This is a genomic window from Marinicella sediminis (assembly GCF_002000055.1).
In the GTDB taxonomy this organism is placed as follows: domain Bacteria; phylum Pseudomonadota; class Gammaproteobacteria; order Xanthomonadales; family Marinicellaceae; genus Marinicella; species Marinicella sediminis.
This window is the reverse complement of record NZ_MVBD01000011.1, coordinates 19151-35347: the sequence shown is the minus strand read 5'-3', so window position 1 is coordinate 35347 and position 16197 is coordinate 19151. Positions and strand designations below refer to the sequence as shown.

Genomic DNA, 16197 nt, shown 5'->3' with positions numbered 1-16197 from the left:
CCACGCGGAATCAAGATGGAATTCAGATCTTGAAAACCACCGACTGAATGGGTTTGTTGGCGGCCTGCTTCATCAGAACATGATGATTAAGCCAGGCCAACAAGCCAAACAACAAACCCAGCAATACCGGCACCCAGGTTGAACCCTGAATGCCGGCATTGAGCACGGTGTTTTCGGGGTCTGCCGGGTCGACATAAACGGTCACTGGTTCACCTGGCTGATAAGGTGATTGTTTGATCCATTCACGGGCCTCAGCACGGTCATTGAATCCATCTGCTGTGGTCATTCCTTTGCCCAGCGAATATCGTTTAGCCTGGTACGAGCGACCTTTCACCTGATATCGGTAGGTCACTTCAACAATGTATTCCAGGCTGCGGTGCCGGGCATTGGTAGCCTGTCGCAATCGTCCCACCACATTGGGAGTCACCACTTTACCTTCCACCGTTGGCCAGTCATTACTGGCCATGGCCGTGGTCAGCATCCAGATACCCACGGCGAACAGCAATAACCCCAGTACCGCCAAAACCCAACTCACTGTCTTCATCTTAATGCCCTCTTGTTTTCATTGAATCATGACTAAAGATTGTAGCTGTGGAAAGCCAATCAATCCTGAAAGAGTCCTGAAATAATCCTGAATTCGTGAATCAGTCGGCCCTTTTTTGATTTCCGAATCAGGTAATCGGTGTTATCATCGTTTGCCCACTGATCAGATGTGTTTGACTGAAACCTGAAACAATGACCTACGCTTTTGCTGAATTTATATATGATCCGGAGCAGCAATCCCTGTTACATCATGGTCAGGAACTCAGCCTGACCAAAAAGAATCATGATTTATTGCGGTATTTACTCACTCACCCCAATCAGTTAATCAGCCGGGATGAGTTGATTGACGAAGTCTGGATGGGTCGTGTGGTCACCAACAACACCATTGATCAATGTGTTCTTAAACTCCGCAAAACCCTGAATGCCTGTCAGCCTGATGAATACATTGAAACCGTTTATGGGCAGGGATTTCGGTTTTTGCCAACTGTTAGCAGCCCTGAGGATGCCCCTGTCCGTGAAACAGGCAGTCACATCAGTTTGAAGGTATTTGGTGTTATGCTGGTGTTCATTGCCATCTGGTTGCTGTGGCACCAGGGGACAGAACCACCAGGCTCAATTACCACCCCACAGGTGCATGTCGTCAGTCAAAGCGCCCGCCCCAAGTCTGCTCAGCCGGCTAACTGGATGCTCGCAGGTGGAAAAAACCTGCTCGGCCACCTGCTGAACAACGTCGATGGCTTGCAAGCTCAACAAGGTCGCATCAATGAGGGCCATGCTGAACGCGCTTACATCAGTTTTGATTTGTGGCAGGAATCATCCGCGCTCACCCAGCTGGTGGTGCATTTACACCAACCTGATCAACAACAACCCCCTTATCAGGCCAGTGTACAAATCAAGTGGCAGGAAGACATTCAGGCCAGTGAGCAACTTGAAGCCAATCAACTGATCACACTGTTTGATCACATCAGTCAATGGGTCCGGCAACAGGTTAGACCTGAAGCCATCAGCCAATCCGCGGATGAGCAGGTCTACACCCGCAATGAGTTCGCCATGCACAGTTACTTCAAAGCCATGGCGGCACAAGTCTCTGGTGACAGCGATCAGGCGATGACCTACCTCGAAGCAGCCGTTGAGCAGGACCCCAATTTCAAAATGGCCTGGTATGAACTGGCCATTGCATTGCGTAAGCAAGCCGATCCACGCAAAGCCATTGGTATCCTGGAGGCCATCCAGACCAATGATCAGAACCTGGCTTTTCGGGTGGAATTGGTCAAAGGACATTGTCTGGATTCTGTAGGCGAATTGGCGGCGGCAGAAAAGGTTTACCTGGAAGCCCTGAAATGGGCTGAAGAAAGCAGGAATCCGGCCAGAATGGCCTCAGTTTACATCAGTCAGGGTATCCTCTACCGCAAGACCAAACAATTTGAAAATGCCGAACAGGCTTTACAAATGGCCGGTCAGGTCACTGATCCCAGTTCCCAGCCTCATTTATATGGCACCATCATGAGCACCCATGCCAAGTTGGCCAGAGAAATGAATCAGCCCCTGGTGGCCATTGAAAAAGCACAGCTGGCCATCAAAGCTTTTCAGCAATCGGGCGACCTGAGGTATCAAATGCAAGCCAAAACCGTTCTGGCCAGCATCCTCAGACAACGCAATGAGTTCAGACAGGCCGAACAACTGGTCAAGGAATCACTGTTCCATGCAGAGCAGCTCAAACACCGCCGGGGGATCAGCGATAACCGCACCAAGCTGGCACGCATCTATCAACAAACCGGCCGTTTTCAACTGGCCCATCAACAATGGCAGGAAGTGCTGCGACTGAATGCAGAACTTGAACTGTATGGCAACAATGCCGATGCTTACCTATGGCTGCTGCAACTCCACCTGGCAGAGAACAACCTTGAACAGGCTGATATAGACCTGAAAATGCTCAGGCAATTGTATCTTGAGCACCCCCATAAAGAGATTGGTGATGCGCTCAATGAAGCCTCGTTGATCATGGCCATAGAGCAATCGGATGTGCCCAGAGCACAAACCTTCGTGCGTGAATTGACCTTACAAGACCATCCCTTATTGGCCATGTACCAGGGAGACCTGGCCATGCTTGAGGGCAAACTGGCAGCCAGTGAACTGCATTATCTGGAAGCAATGGTTCTCGTGCACGGCAGTGGCCGCTTTGATCAAATGGTGCAAGTCATGAACCGTTTGAACCAATTGTATTTGTCATTCAATCAGCCAAAACTGGTGGACCAACTGCAACGTACGGCCATGTTTAAGCCATTTATCTATCCATTCCAGAAATACCGGGCACAAGCGGCAGCTGCCGCCGGAAAGCACATCGAAGCAGTGGGGTTGATGAATGAACTGAAGCTCAAAGCCGGCGATTATTGGCAATATGAAGACCAACTGTTGCTGGAACAACTGAAACAACAGTCCACAGACCATTCCACAACAGAAAACCAACAGGGTTATAATGATCGGATGAGGCACAACACAAAGGTCAGAACATGATGAAAAGAGCAGTGATATTGGTGATGGATTCATTGGGCATCGGTGCCAGTGATGACGCTCAACTGTATGGCGATGAGGCTGCCAACACCCTGGGGCACATCGCCGAACAATGTGCGCGTGGCCAAGCCGATGTGAGTGGTGTCAGGCATGGTCCGTTGAAGATTCCGCACCTGGAGCGCTGGGGATTGGGTGCTGCCCTGAAACAAAGCAGCGGTATGAACCTGGCTGGTGGAACTGATCATCCCACCGTGCAAGGCGCTTTTGGCCATGCCATCGAACAAAGCCTGGATAAAGACACCCCCAGTGGGCACTGGGAAATGACAGGTGTACCAGTACCGTTCAAATGGGGTACGTTCCCCAAAAGCAGTCCCTGTTTTCCAGATCAGTTGATTGAGCGCTTCATCGAATTAGCCGGCTTGCCGGGCATTTTGGGAAACTGTCATGCTTCAGGCACTGAAATCATCAAACAGATGGGTGAAGAACACATCCGCAGCGGTAAGCCCATCTGCTATACCTCGGCTGACTCGGTGTTTCAGATTGCGGCGCATGAAATACATTTTGGCCTGGATCGGTTGCTGGAAATTTCAGCCATCGCCAAACAGTTGGTTGATGAGTTGAACATCACTCGGGTTATTGCCCGTCCATTTGTGGGCGACAATGCCAACAATTTCCAGCGCACGGCAAACCGCAAAGACCTGACCACACCACCGATAGAATCCACCTTACTTGATGTCATGAAGGCAGCCGGTCATGAAGTGATATCAGTGGGTAAAATTGCAGACATTTTCGCTGGCCGGGGCATCACCCAATCCATCAAAGCCGGAGACAACATGGGTTTATTTGATGCCATGCTTGAAGCCTTCAGACAAGCGCCTGATCACAGCCTCGTGTTCGTCAATTTTGTTGATTTTGACAGTTTATTTGGTCACCGTCGCGATGTGCCCGGATATGCCTGCGCCTTGGAAGCATTTGATGCACGATTACCTGAACTCGAAGCCCTGATGCAACAGGGCGACCTGGCACTGATTACGGCCGATCATGGATGCGACCCCACCCAACCCGGATCAGATCATACCAGGGAGCATGTACCGGTGTTGTTCTACGGACCTGAAGTCAGCGGGCAAAACATCGGCCCCCGCAAATCAATGGCTGACATGGGTCAGAGCCTGGCCAAGCATTTTGGCTTGGCGGCCTTACCCCACGGTGTGGCAATCAACTTCCGATAAATCAACCCAACCAGGAAGGGTTCAATAATTGCCTGAAGAAATAAGGCAACACCCTGGGTTCTATCAGAATGGTCATCAATACCCCGAACAAACCACCATATAAATGCGCGCTGTGATTGATGTTGTCATTGGCTGCATGATGAGCCTTGATGCTGTAATAGACATAAGCCACGGCAAATAATATGGCTGGTACCGGAATCGCTCCAAATAAATAAATCAACTCCCAGGGAGCGAACAGTATATAAGCAAACAACACCGCTGACACCGCCCCTGAAGCACCCAGACTGTAGTAGTTGCGGTCATCCCTGTGTTGAAAATACGATGGCAACATGGCCACCACAATCGCCCCCAGATAAAACAGCACATAACCAGCTCCACCGAGGTATTGCCGATAAAAGGCTTCAATGATAGAACCAAAGAAATAAAAGGTAAACATGTTGAATAACAGGTGCATACCATCGGCATGAATAAAGCCGTGGGTGACAAATCGCTCAACCTGCCCTTCTTTGATGGCTGGCGACCAGAAGATCAGTCGTTCCATCAGCAAACGGTTTTGCCAGGCCAGATAGGACACCAGACAAGTCGCGGCAATGATGATGATGGTTTGGTTCAGTGCGATCATGTCAGGCTCAATAAAAAAAATCAGTTTACTGGTTTGTACCGGGCTTGACAAGCACTAAGCACTACAGACAGACACTGGCAGCTGATGGAATTCACTGTCCATTGATTAGCACTGGATTTGCTGTTCTGCGATGATGATTTGCCATCCTTGCTCATGATTGCAAATGAATCATCCTTTTTGTGTGCTTTTTGGTGCCACTGGCATTTTATCAGCAGATGGATTATTTTATTAACAACAACACCTGGGGGAACTCAATATGCCGTACAGCAAAACCCATTACTTCATGTTACTGATTCTGATCATCACGGTGGTCGCTTTCTGGCCCAGTTATTTCGGCCGCCTGAACGACGCGCCGCTGGCCCATCATTTACACGGCGCCACTTCGACCCTCTGGATCCTACTGATTGCCTGGCAAAGCTGGCTGATTCACAACGGCAGAAGGGCTGCCCATCGAAAAGCCGGATTATTGATTTTCGTCATGGTGCCCTTGATGACTGCGGCTTTCGCACTGGTTACCTGGGCGGGGGCTCAAAAAGCAGTGGCAGACCATCCATTTTATGTGTTGTTTGGTCAGGCTTTGCTGACTGCTGATGTTTGGCTGATGTGCAGTACTGCGTTACAGGTTTATCTGGCGATGCGTTGGCGGCGCCTGGTTCATATCCACAGTGCCCTGATCATCGGTACCTTGATTGGCCTGTTACCACCCATCTTGTCACGTTTATTTGCCAATTATCTACCGGGCATGATGATTGAAGGGCCGGATACACTTTATCGCTTTGAGTATGCCATACAATTAAGCATGCTGCTTTCGGTATTGCTGGGCATAGGTCTCGCTGTGTTGTACCGCAAAAGCAGGTGGCCCTGGCTGATGGCTGCAGGTATCGCTGCGATCAGTTACGGCCTTTATGCCACCGTGGGTCAAACCAACTGGTGGGCTGCTGTGGTCATGCATCTATCGCAATTGCATCCAGGCACCATCTACCTGTCGGGTTTACTACTGGGTATTTTGGCTGTGGTGTTTGGCTGGCGTCACGGTTTGACAGCCCATTCGCCTCAGGGCTGATCATCAAAATCATCCGCAAAAATCAGGTCACCGATTAACGCGGTGGCCAGGGCGTTGATGTATTCTTCAATGGCACTGTAGCCAGATGGCATGATGGTTGTGTGATCGCTGCCATTGAGGTGGTTCAAACCATTGGCCAGTTCCCAGAGATCCGGCATGCCATCATCATCACTGTCCAATGGTGGTGTTGTGGCTGTCAGACCTGCCATTAAATTTGCGGGCCGGTAATTACGCCAATGACCTGACCGTTGTAGCAATTCCAGAATTGATTGTCTGGCCACCACATCATGTGGATAAGCGCCAATCGCAGGTAGCAGCCGATCCTCCAGCGAATTGTGATCATGAACCTGAGGTGCTACATAATCACTGTCGGCAGTAAAATCAAATGTTCCGGATTGATTGAATTGATCGCTGTTGATCCCACAGCAAGCAAAGGTATAGCTGTTACCAAAAGACGCATCATCCCATGGGTTTTGCACCACGCCCACGTATTCTCCCGGGTCATCTACCCGGTTATCCTGCAGCCAATAGGTGGTTGGAATGGGTGGGTTGGGGTTTTCAGGGTCAAACCAAAACGGTGATAAACTGATGCTGGGGCCTGCCACATACTGGTTGCCAATGATGTTGAACTCACCTTCAGCCACATTGTGATGAACAAAGCCCTCACGACCATTGTAAGTGATGTTGTTGATCACTTCAGCTGGCCCCACGGATAATGCCGGGGTGCGGTTTCTGGAATGGGTGAAGACATTGTTGAGGATTGAAATATGACCGCCAGGGCGGTCACCAGGCTGACAGTTGCCTGAATCCAGGCAAGGCCGGTGATTGATCACGCCTTTGTTGTGGGTCCAACCATTAACGGTGTCATATATCGGGAAAGACAAGTGAGAATACTGAATGGTGATGTATGAAGCTCCTCCCCAAAAATCAATGGTTTCATCGGCACCATGGGAGGCATCGATGTGGTCCAGCATGATGTGATTGGCGGTGGAAAACTGAATGGCATCGTGTTGGTTAGCGGGCCATACAGCATCCGGATCTGGTGGCCTGATGCGCAGGTGTCGGATGATGATATTGCCAGTGTCATTACCATAGGTGGTATACATGTGACCGACCAGTGTGATGCCGGCGCCCGGTGCTGTTTGTCCTGCGATGGTCAGGTCGCCATGTGGGATGTGCAGGTCTCCTGTAATGAGTCCGGACACGGCAAAGACCACAATCCGTGGGCCTGGTTGAGAAACCGCCCATTGCAATGACCCGGTACCACTGGCATTGAGGTTGGTGACAATGCGGACATCACCACCCCGTCCTCCGGTGACCATGGCGGCGAAACCTTCTGCCTCGGGAAAGGCTTTTAACTGAGCCATTAACAGCTCACTGAACACCGTCAGGAACAATACGCTCAATAGTTTGTGGCTTTTCTTCATGATGTTCTGCCTTAAATTCAGCAACCAAGGTAAATCGCTTACATCAGATCATACCTGATAAACATATTCTGCGCGATCAATCACACATTGAATACCCGGCGCAATTTCAGTCAGGCAGCTAACAGTCAGACTTGTTAAGCTGGCATTTTTCAATCAGGACAAAACAATGACTGCTGGAGAATTGTTTGGCAAATTGCATTATTACTCTGCCCTTACAGCGTTGATTCTGGGTACCTGGGTGTTGTTCAAAGCCAAGGGCAGTCGGTTACACCGCAAAGTAGGTCTGGCCTATGTGATTGCCATGACAGTGATGCTCACCAGTTCATTTCTGACTTACCGCTTGTATGGTTATTTTGGCCTGTTTCATTGGTTATCTGTGATCTCAACCCTGACATTGATGGCAGGCATGTGGCCTTTGTGGGCCCCTAAGCCAATCAGCAACGCGCGATTGATCCATCTACAATTCATGTACTGGTCTGTTATTGGTTTATACATGGGCCTGGTCGCAGAACTCTTTACCCGCATCCCAGATACCCCATTCATTGTTATGGTTGTGGTTTCCAGCGGGCTGGTTTATTTGGCTGGCATCATTGGCATGCTGCTGCATTACCGTACATGGTATGATCGCTTTGCTGACAAAAATCACAGGCAATCAACATGAGCCACATCCACCCCAGATACCAGCAAAGCATAGACCGGGTGATCCATCACATCTATGAATCCCTGGCCGCGACAGAACCTGCAGGCTTAACCCTGGATGAACTCAGTGCCGTTTCTGGTTTTTCTAAATTTCACTTTCATCGTCTGTTTGCAGCCTGTGTCGGCATGAACATCAATACCTTTGTACAACGGTTGCGATTGAAAAAAGCCAGCTACCAACTGGTCTTTTTTCCGCAAATGCCCATCATCGACATAGCCCTTGATGCCGGTTTTGAAAGTCATGAAGCCTTCTCTCGGGCATTCAAGAGAACGTACCAGATCACCCCCAGTCAGTTCAGAAAACAACCCGACTGGTCTGCCTGGTCTGAACAACACAATTATTACCTCAACAAGCCTTATCCCATGGAAGTCAACATCTGTCAGTTTCCTGAAACCCTGGTGGCCGCCCTGCCGCACCACGGTGATCACCGCCTCATCAACCAAACCGTAGCCCGCTTTATTGAATGGCGAAAACAGACCAATGAATCACCAGTCAACAACAGTCAAACATATGGCCTGGCATACAGTGACCCGGCCTCCTCGGAACCCTTTCGTTTTGATGTGTGTTCAACTGTCCAAAGACCAGTCAGTAACAACAGTTTTGGGGTGGTGACTCAGGTCATCCCGGCAGGCCGCTGTGCCAGGGTTACCCACCAGGGATCACATGACCTGATGGATGAAAAAATCAGATACCTGTACAATCAATGGGTGATAGAACAGGAACAACAGCTGCGTGATTTTCCATGCTTTTTTCACTACCGCAACTTGTTTCCTCAGGTGGCAGAGAGTGAATTGGTCACTGACATCTACCTACCCTTGTTGTGACTGATATCAAAGTGCCGGTACTTCCCAGTATGGACTTGCTCCAAAACTGGCTTGCAGGAAATTAATCAATTTTTTCACCCGCAGTGAGAGGTGTCTGTTTTGCGGGTACACCGCATAGGTATCCAGTATGTTATCGAACTGATACGTGCATAACAATGGAATCAGTTGACCGGTTTTGATGGCTTTGTAACACACAAAATCAGGAATCATCACCAAACCCTTGCCATCAATGGCCGCATCCCGCATAAAATCTCCGTTGTTACAAGTCAGTGCATTGGGCAACCTGACTTTGACTTTTTTATTCTCATCATTCATGAACGTCCAGATATCAGGAGAGCTGACGTACTTGAGCTTGTGATGCCCTTCACTCAAATCTTCAGGTTGCTGTGGTGTGCCATAGACCTTCAGATAGTCAGGACTGGCGCACAACACCAAACGGGTGTGGGTTATTTTTTTCGCCATCAATGTAGAATCGGCCAATCGGGCTATTCGGATCGCCAAATCAAATCCTTCATTCACCAAATCAACCTGACGATCATTAAAATCAATGTGAAACTCAACATTTGGATGAATTTCATTGAATTGCCTGAGAGGTCTGGACAAATGATTCAGGCCAAACGACAACGGTGCGGCCAGGTGAATTGGGCCAGCCAGTGCCCGATTGGTTTGCTGCACCCTGGCTTCGGCATCACTCACCTCTTCAATGATGCGCAAACTGTCCTGATAATATTGTTGGCCGGCATCAGTCAGGTGTTGGGTACGGGTGGTTCTGTTCATCAACTGGATACCCAAACGACTTTCCAGACGATTCAGGCGCTGACTGACGGCAGATTTAACTGTATTCAGTTGTTCTGCTGCTTTGGTTATGCTGCCAGCTTCCACCACACGGACAAAAGCCTGCATGTCCTCCAATGTACTCATTTGTTGATCTCCTGAAGTTCTGGTTTACTCAAGATACATGCCTGTAAGCGCCTATACATGCACCAATTGTTCACTTTTATTGAACATTAAATTCTATTCTACACTGTTTATCTTTTCAAATGAAACAATACAATGACATCATCATTTAACAACAACTCAGGAGAGACCTCATGCAACTCATTCAAACATTCAGCCCCTTGTTGGGCCGGGTATTCATCAGTCTGATTTTCATCGTTGCCGGCATTGGCAAAATCACTGCTTACAGTGGCACAGCCGGATACATGGACTCTGTGGGCATTCCCGGTATTCTGCTACCACTGGTCATTCTGACCGAAATTGGCGGAGGAGTCGCCGTTTTGCTGGGCTTTAAAACCCGCTTGGTGGCTTTCCTTCTGGCGGGTTTTTGCGTGCTTTCAGCGCTGATTTTTCACCTGGATTTCAATGATCAAATGCAATCATTGATGTTCATGAAAAACATCGCCATAGCAGGCGGCTTTTTGTTTTTGGTAGCCAATGGTCCGGGGTACTACGCCCTGGACAATCGATTCACCGCCCGGTAAACAGGCATCAACCCAACCCACATTGGAACTAACTATGTATAAAAATATACTCATCATCCACTCAAGTGGACGCCAAACAGAATCCATCACCCGCCGGCTGACCGGCGAGGTGTTGGCCAGAATCAAGCAGCAGCATCCCGCTGTTAAAGTCACCGAGAGGGATCTGGTACATGGGCTGCCATTTGTCAATGAAAAATGGATCGGCGCCAATTTCACTGCCGCTGATGAACGCACACATCAACAGTCAGAGGCTTTGCAGGAGTCAGATCAGCTGGTCGCTGAGATACAACGCGCTGACTGGGTAATCATTGGCTCCCCGATTTATAATTTCAGTGTACCTGCGGTACTCAAGGCCTGGATTGACCAGGTGGCCAGGGCACAATTGACTTTCCGTTACACCGCTGCAGGTCCCGAAGGTTTGTTGAAACATAAAAAAGCCATTCTGGTGATGGCCTCAGGTGGCGTGCCTATTGGTTCAGACATGGATTTTGGCACTCCATATTTACAACAGGTCATGGGTTTTCTCGGTATAGACGATGTGACTGTTCTGGATGCCAATCATCATGAAGCAGAACAACTTGAACAACTGATGGATCATTTGACCGCAGCAAATGAAACCCATCATCAGGAGACTCACAATGGCTGAATTCAATCAAATCAAACGGGCCATCAAAGGCACCCCAACTGCAGATGGTGACGGCGTAAGGCTGACACGACTGATCGGCACTCATTTGCTTCCTGAACTGGATCCGTTTCTGCTACTGGATCATTTTGGTTCAGATCAGGCCAGTGACTACATTGGCGGTTTTCCACCCCACCCTCACCGTGGCTTTGAAACCGTCACCTACATGTTGCAAGGAAAAATGCGCCATCAGGACAGCGTCGGCAACGATGGAGTGATCGAAGACGGCGGCATTCAATGGATGACTGCAGGCAGTGGCATCATCCACTCAGAAATGCCGGAACAAACCGCGGGTATGCTTTCGGGTTTTCAATTGTGGGTAAATCTGCCGGCTGATGCCAAAATGACAGCACCCAAATACCAGGAAAACACAGCTGCTGAAATTCCACTGGAAGAGCGTGATCATGCCACCCGTGTCAAAGTCATTGCCGGTATAACCAATCGCGGCACCCAGGGCATCATTGACAATGATTTTGTCAACCCTAACTACTGGGACGTAAGCCTGCCCCAAGGGTCCACCTTCACCGATCGGCTGGATCCGAAACACAATGCTTTTGTTTATCTTTATGAAGGTCAGCTCATAGTTGGCAACAGCCAATCCATTGATGCTGGTGTTTTGACGGTGCTCACTGCTGGTGATACTTTGCTGCTGGAAGCCACCAAAGACAGTCAGTTTATCGTGGTTTCAGGCCTGCCCCTGAACGAACCCGTACAGAGAGCTGGGCCATTTGTGATGAATACACGCCAACAATTGCAACAGGCTTTTCAGGATTATCAGTCAGGTCAATTCATTCAACAGGAGGTGTGACATGGGATTACTCATTCAAGGCGTCTGGCATGACCAATGGTACAACACCGGGGATCACGATGGTGAATTCAAAAGATCAGCATCACAGTTTCGTCATTTTGTGACTGCAGATGGTAGTCCGGGACCGACGGGCGACGGCGGTTTCAAGGCCGAAGCCGGCCGTTACCACTTATACGTATCGCTGGCTTGCCCCTGGGCACATCGCACGCTGATTTACAGAAAACTCAAAGGCCTGGAAAAGATAATTGGAGTGTCGGTGGTGGATTATGTCATGAAAGAACATGGCTGGACTTTTCAGGCAACTGATCCAGCCGATGACTTCGTTGGTGATCAACAACTCAATCATCAATTCATGCACCAAGTTTACACCCAGGCAGACCCAGCTTATTCTGGCCGGGTTACCGTACCGGTACTTTGGGATCGCAAGCACAACACCATTGTCAGTAATGAATCAGCCGACATCATCAGAATGTTCAATTCGGCATTTGATGACTTGGGTGCTGAAAACCTGGATTTTTACCCATTGCACCTGCAGGATGACATCGATGCCATCAATGAGCGGGTTTATCAGGACATCAACAATGGTGTCTACAAAGCAGGTTTTGCCACCACCCAACACGCTTACGAAGGCAATGTGAGGAAATTGTTTGCTGCCCTTGAATGGGTTGAAGAACTGTTGAATTCACGGCGTTACCTCACCGGTGATGAGCTGACTGAGGCAGATTGGCGTTTATTCACCACCCTGGTTCGTTTTGATGCGGTTTATGTCGGACACTTCAAATGCAACCTCAAACGCATCGCAGATTTCCCTAACCTCAGTGGCTACCTCAGGGAGTTGTATCAGATGCCTGGTATCGCTGAAACGGTTAACCTCAGACACATCAAAAAGCATTACTACATGAGTCATGAGACCATCAATCCCACTGCCGTGGTACCGGCCGGGCCGGACATCGATTGGCTTGAACCGCATGACCGCAACTGATGATGTGGATCACTGGTGGCTGATCATTGTTCAGGGCGATAAAAAATCAGAATAAAAGCCGCTCACACCGTACCGAAGATGCAGTTTTTCCAGGGTCCTGGATTGATTGATGGTGTAAACAAACAGCCGGTGTTTTTTGCGCAGTTTTTGCAATGTCCGGCTTTTGGCCTGCCGGGAGCGCATACTGACGGCCATCAGTTCCATATCCTGACTCAACTCAACCACCGATTGCTTTGAGCCTTTGTATTGATACAGAATCCAGATCAAGTCAACGAACCCCAACTCCCTGAGCTGCTGATATTCCTGAGGTTGGTAAAACTGTGGAATTAATTGCGCTTTAATCTGAGGGTGGTCAGTGATCAATTTACGGATGCCTTTGAGGTTGTGATGCTTGATGTCGGTGATGATCCGCACGTCAGCATGAACCGCTAACCAGACAGCCAGTGTGGCAGCGGTACAAACCTGCCAATGAGGGTGCGCTGCCAGCTGTTGTTCGAATGCCTGCAGGCTCAAGGGTTCTGCGGGCTTGTTGCCAAATAGTTTTTTATGGGTACTTTCCCAGTCATGCAAGCACACCAATTGCTCATCGGCCGTCCACGAAAAGTCCATTTCAATCAGCCTGAATCCACGTTCATAACTTTGATTCAATGCATCAATTGAGTTGGTATAAGCCGTATCCAGGTAACCGCCCCCAGCGTGGGCGATCATCAAGGGTTTGGCGCTGATCTGCATGGTCATGAGCCCAATCAATATGAACACTGTCGAGCGATGCATAATATATCCTTCAGCTGACTCCAGTTCATGGTGTTCGGGTATACCGCAATGCCAGCACCAGTAGTTTGGCCGACAGTTTCTCTTTGAAGCTGTTTGGTTGATGCAATGCCATCCATTCAAGATGACCCTGTTCCTGGGCGGATGGTCTGACCCACAACGCTTTGCTGAGGGTGGTGAGGATGGCATATTTATTGCGGGTATGGGTTTTCAGCCATTTAAGGGCTGCAATGATGGTTTTTTCCTGAGTGGTAAAATCCTCGCCAAACGGATAAGCCGGGAAATAACCCTGAGATTGGGCATGGGCCAACCTTTGAGCCACCATTTCCGGGGTGTTATGCCGGTATGCTTGCGGTACTTCCCAGTCAGCTGACAGTTTTTGCTGGGCCACTGCCTGTGATCGCAGACCCTCCTGAAAACGGCTGTCGGCAATACAGATCATGCGTTGTATACAGGTCTCATCGGTTTGTCCCCGAAGATCAGCGATGCCATATTCAGTGACCACAATGTCTCTGAGGTGACGGGGGATGGTACAGTATGTGTATTTCCATACTATGTTTGATTCAACGGTCTTTTTCCCGGCATGCACGCTGCGCAACATCAACACAGAACGGCTGTCTTCCAGCGCGTGGGCCATGGCCACGAAATTGTATTGTCCCCCAACACCACTGACCACCTGATGATCATCCAAAGTATCAGAGGCAGCGGCACCGAGGACATCCACCTTCATACAGGTATTGACGAATCGTGCTTTGATGCGTTGTACCCGATCCAGTGCTTCACCGCCATAAAGCTCATTGATTTGACTGACCGGTGTCATTTGAAATAATGGTTTCTGCTTTTCATCCAATCCATGTAGCCATTGGTAAAACCGCTTCGAACCCATGAAAAAGGCGGCATGCAGCACCGCCCCATGTAACAAATGGGTACCCAGACAATGGGTTTCAATTGCTGCCAGGTTTTCCTCATTGTGCAAATCAGCCGAATACGTTTGGCCTGATGCATCGGTGATCACTCCCGGGGCAAAGTGCAGGTCTGGTTTCAAAATGCCTAAATACTGCAAACGTTCAAAAGTGCGCCGTGTGATGACTTCATCAATCACCTGATGATCAAGCAGTTGTTGCAGGCAACCCGGCCCTATGCGGGTGGCAAAACGATCTTCATTGATCAGTTGTTGCAATTGAGCATCTGGATATACCTGCCTTTTGAGGATGCCTGATTCAAACAATTGTGCAAACCCCTCTACAAACATCTCGCTGGCGGCATACAGACCGCGTCTGAAAGTACCGGTATCGCCGCAAGTTTCAATCAATTGATGATGCCGGTCAATGATCCCGGAATGGCTCAGCAGATCCTGGTATGTTGTGTTGTTCTGATGGCGCATCTGGGTACTGTAGACCAGTGCATCGGCCAGTGAACCAATGCCAATTTGTAAAGTACCACCATCTTCTATCAAGGTGCTGGTCAGCAAACCGATGCTGTAATCAGTGACATTGATTGGTTGGGCCGGAGTGGCAAATGGCGCAAAATAGTGTTCCGGATGATCACAAATCCAATCAAAAAACTCAGCCCCTACTTCCGCCTGACCACCCATGAAAGGCAACTCTTCATTAACCATGGCCAGTACCAGGGGCTTGGGCTGACCTTTGCGTTCAGCAATGCGCAGAATATCAAGGGTCAGGTCTGGATTACAGCTGAGGCTGTAACGCACGCCTTGCTCATCTCGTTGAACTGCGATCATTTGCAGGATCACATTAACTTGCCGGTCAACCATGTCTCTGGCTACATGGGTGTAATTACTGCTGACGTAGTTTTGTTGGGCAGCCCGGCTGCGCAAAGACTTACCCGATTGCATATAAAACTCACGCACCGTGATGTTATCAGGGACGGTACTGTGCTTCACATCACTCAGGTATCCCAGCTCAGGATAGTTACCAAAAAAACGTCGGCCAAAATTATTCAGGAACCTTCGTTCCAGCAACGAATTACCATGTGGCACTTCCAGTGATAAGGCGGTAAATATCTCTAGATTCACTGAATTGTTTGCTTTGGCATGCTCATACAAAGCATTGATCAATTGATTGGGCTTGCCGATGCCAAGTGGGGTACCCACAATCCAGTTTTGACCTATCTGGCTGGTGATGAAATCAATGGCTTGTGAACATTGTGTGCTGTGAACGGTCATGCTTGTTTTTACCCTCATGTGACAAACATTGTAACCAATAAAACACCACACCAGCGGCGCTTTTTGATTTGAGTCGACAATTTTTGATGCAAATCAGGTTTTTCGCAGTCTCCTGTTCAGCCTGCCCTCAGCAAGTTCCACGCCACCAGTCATCGGAAAGCTGAAGATCAGCTCGACCCGCCGACTTGGTTAGGCAGATCATGCAGATATGGCGGTTTGACGAAGTCAAGAAGCCATAATGGAATGATCGATAAGCCGTGAGCGATAGCGAATCAGAGAGTCGAACGCTTGATCACGCGATATGATCGCCGAGGCCGCTTTCATTTTTGTCAGTAACAAAAGTGAATGAAGTTCCAAGATCATTCCCTA

Annotated in this window: 15 protein-coding genes; 9 read left to right on the top strand and 6 right to left on the bottom strand. The window is 49.1% G+C overall.

The features are described from left to right. Positions 1 to 22: 22 nt before the first annotated feature. The gene (locus B0475_RS14015; RefSeq protein ID WP_077412509.1) at positions 23 to 544 is read right to left on the bottom strand and encodes a DUF3592 domain-containing protein; all 522 of its coding nucleotides are present in this window, start codon (positions 542 to 544) and stop codon (positions 23 to 25) included. Between the two features lie 191 nt (positions 545 to 735). Between B0475_RS14015 and B0475_RS14010 the strand changes: the two genes are divergently transcribed. Further along, positions 736 to 3057, top strand: coding sequence for a winged helix-turn-helix domain-containing protein (locus tag B0475_RS14010; protein ID WP_077412508.1), 2322 nt, complete (start codon positions 736 to 738; stop codon positions 3055 to 3057). Further along, positions 3054 to 4283 carry a phosphopentomutase gene (locus B0475_RS14005; protein ID WP_077412507.1) on the top strand — a complete coding sequence of 410 codons (1230 nt, stop codon included), beginning with the start codon at positions 3054 to 3056 and terminating at the stop codon, positions 4281 to 4283. The genes B0475_RS14010 and B0475_RS14005 overlap by 4 nt, the downstream gene beginning before the upstream one ends. Before the next feature lies 1 nt (position 4284). Here B0475_RS14005 and B0475_RS14000 read toward each other — a convergent pair whose 3' ends face one another. Then, a complete protein-coding gene (locus B0475_RS14000) occupies positions 4285 to 4905 on the bottom strand; it encodes a rhomboid family intramembrane serine protease (RefSeq protein ID WP_077412581.1) in 621 nt (206 codons plus the stop codon). Between the two features lie 256 nt (positions 4906 to 5161). Between B0475_RS14000 and B0475_RS13995 the strand changes: the two genes are divergently transcribed. Continuing rightward, entirely contained in the window at positions 5162 to 5968 is an 807-nt protein-coding gene (locus B0475_RS13995) for a hypothetical protein (RefSeq protein WP_077412506.1), read from the top strand. Here the strand turns inward: B0475_RS13995 and B0475_RS13990 are convergent. After that, positions 5959 to 7395 (bottom strand): pectate lyase family protein, encoded by a 1437-nt coding sequence (locus B0475_RS13990; RefSeq protein ID WP_077412505.1) that lies wholly within the window; start codon positions 7393 to 7395, stop codon positions 5959 to 5961. The two genes, B0475_RS13995 and B0475_RS13990, sit on opposite strands and share 10 nt — an antisense overlap. A gap of 166 nt (positions 7396 to 7561) precedes the next feature. On the opposite strand from B0475_RS13990, the gene B0475_RS13985 reads away from it, so the two are divergent. Then, complete coding sequence (locus B0475_RS13985; protein WP_077412504.1) at positions 7562 to 8056, top strand: DUF2306 domain-containing protein; 495 nt, start codon at positions 7562 to 7564, stop codon at positions 8054 to 8056. Further along, entirely contained in the window at positions 8053 to 8919 is an 867-nt protein-coding gene (locus B0475_RS13980; protein WP_077412503.1) for an AraC family transcriptional regulator, read from the top strand. The genes B0475_RS13985 and B0475_RS13980 overlap by 4 nt, the downstream gene beginning before the upstream one ends. A gap of 6 nt (positions 8920 to 8925) precedes the next feature. Here B0475_RS13980 and B0475_RS13975 read toward each other — a convergent pair whose 3' ends face one another. Next, positions 8926 to 9840: a LysR family transcriptional regulator gene (locus B0475_RS13975; protein WP_077412502.1), complete on the bottom strand. Its 915-nt coding sequence runs from the start codon at positions 9838 to 9840 to the stop codon at positions 8926 to 8928. Positions 9841 to 10010: 170 nt separating this feature from the next. Here B0475_RS13975 and B0475_RS13970 point away from each other — a divergent pair, with 170 nt between their 5' ends. Genes B0475_RS13970 through B0475_RS13955 form a run of 4 tightly spaced genes read left to right on the top strand, consistent with a single transcriptional unit; the run spans position 10011 to position 12872 of the window. Then, positions 10011 to 10400, top strand: a complete 390-nt coding sequence (locus tag B0475_RS13970; protein ID WP_077412501.1) for a DoxX family protein — start codon at positions 10011 to 10013, stop codon at positions 10398 to 10400. 34 nt (positions 10401 to 10434) lie between these two features. Beyond that, positions 10435 to 11046 (top strand): FMN-dependent NADH-azoreductase, encoded by a 612-nt coding sequence (locus B0475_RS13965; protein WP_077412500.1) that lies wholly within the window; start codon positions 10435 to 10437, stop codon positions 11044 to 11046. Then, positions 11039 to 11890: a pirin family protein gene (locus B0475_RS13960; RefSeq protein ID WP_077412499.1), complete on the top strand. Its 852-nt coding sequence runs from the start codon at positions 11039 to 11041 to the stop codon at positions 11888 to 11890. The genes B0475_RS13965 and B0475_RS13960 overlap by 8 nt, the downstream gene beginning before the upstream one ends. 1 nt (position 11891) lies before the next feature. Next, positions 11892 to 12872, top strand: a complete 981-nt coding sequence (locus tag B0475_RS13955; RefSeq protein WP_077412498.1) for a glutathione S-transferase family protein — start codon at positions 11892 to 11894, stop codon at positions 12870 to 12872. Between the two features lie 30 nt (positions 12873 to 12902). Here B0475_RS13955 and B0475_RS13950 read toward each other — a convergent pair whose 3' ends face one another. Beyond that, positions 12903 to 13610: a glycerophosphodiester phosphodiesterase family protein gene (locus tag B0475_RS13950; RefSeq protein ID WP_198538302.1), complete on the bottom strand. Its 708-nt coding sequence runs from the start codon at positions 13608 to 13610 to the stop codon at positions 12903 to 12905. 61 nt (positions 13611 to 13671) lie between these two features. After that, positions 13672 to 15828 (bottom strand): acetyl-CoA hydrolase/transferase C-terminal domain-containing protein, encoded by a 2157-nt coding sequence (locus tag B0475_RS13945; RefSeq protein ID WP_157892976.1) that lies wholly within the window; start codon positions 15826 to 15828, stop codon positions 13672 to 13674. Positions 15829 to 16197 lie beyond the last annotated feature (369 nt).

Coding starts and splice junctions, on each gene's coding strand:
- B0475_RS13990 (WP_077412505.1), bottom strand. CDS start 7,395: ATGAAGAAAAGCCACAAACTATTGAGCGTATTGTTCCTGACGGTGTTC.
- B0475_RS13960 (WP_077412499.1), top strand. CDS start 11,039: ATGGCTGAATTCAATCAAATCAAACGGGCCATCAAAGGCACCCCAACT.
- B0475_RS14015 (WP_077412509.1), bottom strand. CDS start 544: ATGAAGACAGTGAGTTGGGTTTTGGCGGTACTGGGGTTATTGCTGTTC.
- B0475_RS13945 (WP_157892976.1), bottom strand. CDS start 15,828: ATGACCGTTCACAGCACACAATGTTCACAAGCCATTGATTTCATCACC.
- B0475_RS14000 (WP_077412581.1), bottom strand. CDS start 4,905: ATGATCGCACTGAACCAAACCATCATCATCATTGCCGCGACTTGTCTG.
- B0475_RS13980 (WP_077412503.1), top strand. CDS start 8,053: ATGAGCCACATCCACCCCAGATACCAGCAAAGCATAGACCGGGTGATC.
- B0475_RS14005 (WP_077412507.1), top strand. CDS start 3,054: ATGATGAAAAGAGCAGTGATATTGGTGATGGATTCATTGGGCATCGGT.
- B0475_RS13985 (WP_077412504.1), top strand. CDS start 7,562: ATGACTGCTGGAGAATTGTTTGGCAAATTGCATTATTACTCTGCCCTT.
- B0475_RS13965 (WP_077412500.1), top strand. CDS start 10,435: ATGTATAAAAATATACTCATCATCCACTCAAGTGGACGCCAAACAGAA.
- B0475_RS13970 (WP_077412501.1), top strand. CDS start 10,011: ATGCAACTCATTCAAACATTCAGCCCCTTGTTGGGCCGGGTATTCATC.
- B0475_RS14010 (WP_077412508.1), top strand. CDS start 736: ATGACCTACGCTTTTGCTGAATTTATATATGATCCGGAGCAGCAATCC.
- B0475_RS13975 (WP_077412502.1), bottom strand. CDS start 9,840: ATGAGTACATTGGAGGACATGCAGGCTTTTGTCCGTGTGGTGGAAGCT.
- B0475_RS13955 (WP_077412498.1), top strand. CDS start 11,892: ATGGGATTACTCATTCAAGGCGTCTGGCATGACCAATGGTACAACACC.
- B0475_RS13950 (WP_198538302.1), bottom strand. CDS start 13,610: ATGACCATGCAGATCAGCGCCAAACCCTTGATGATCGCCCACGCTGGG.
- B0475_RS13995 (WP_077412506.1), top strand. CDS start 5,162: ATGCCGTACAGCAAAACCCATTACTTCATGTTACTGATTCTGATCATC.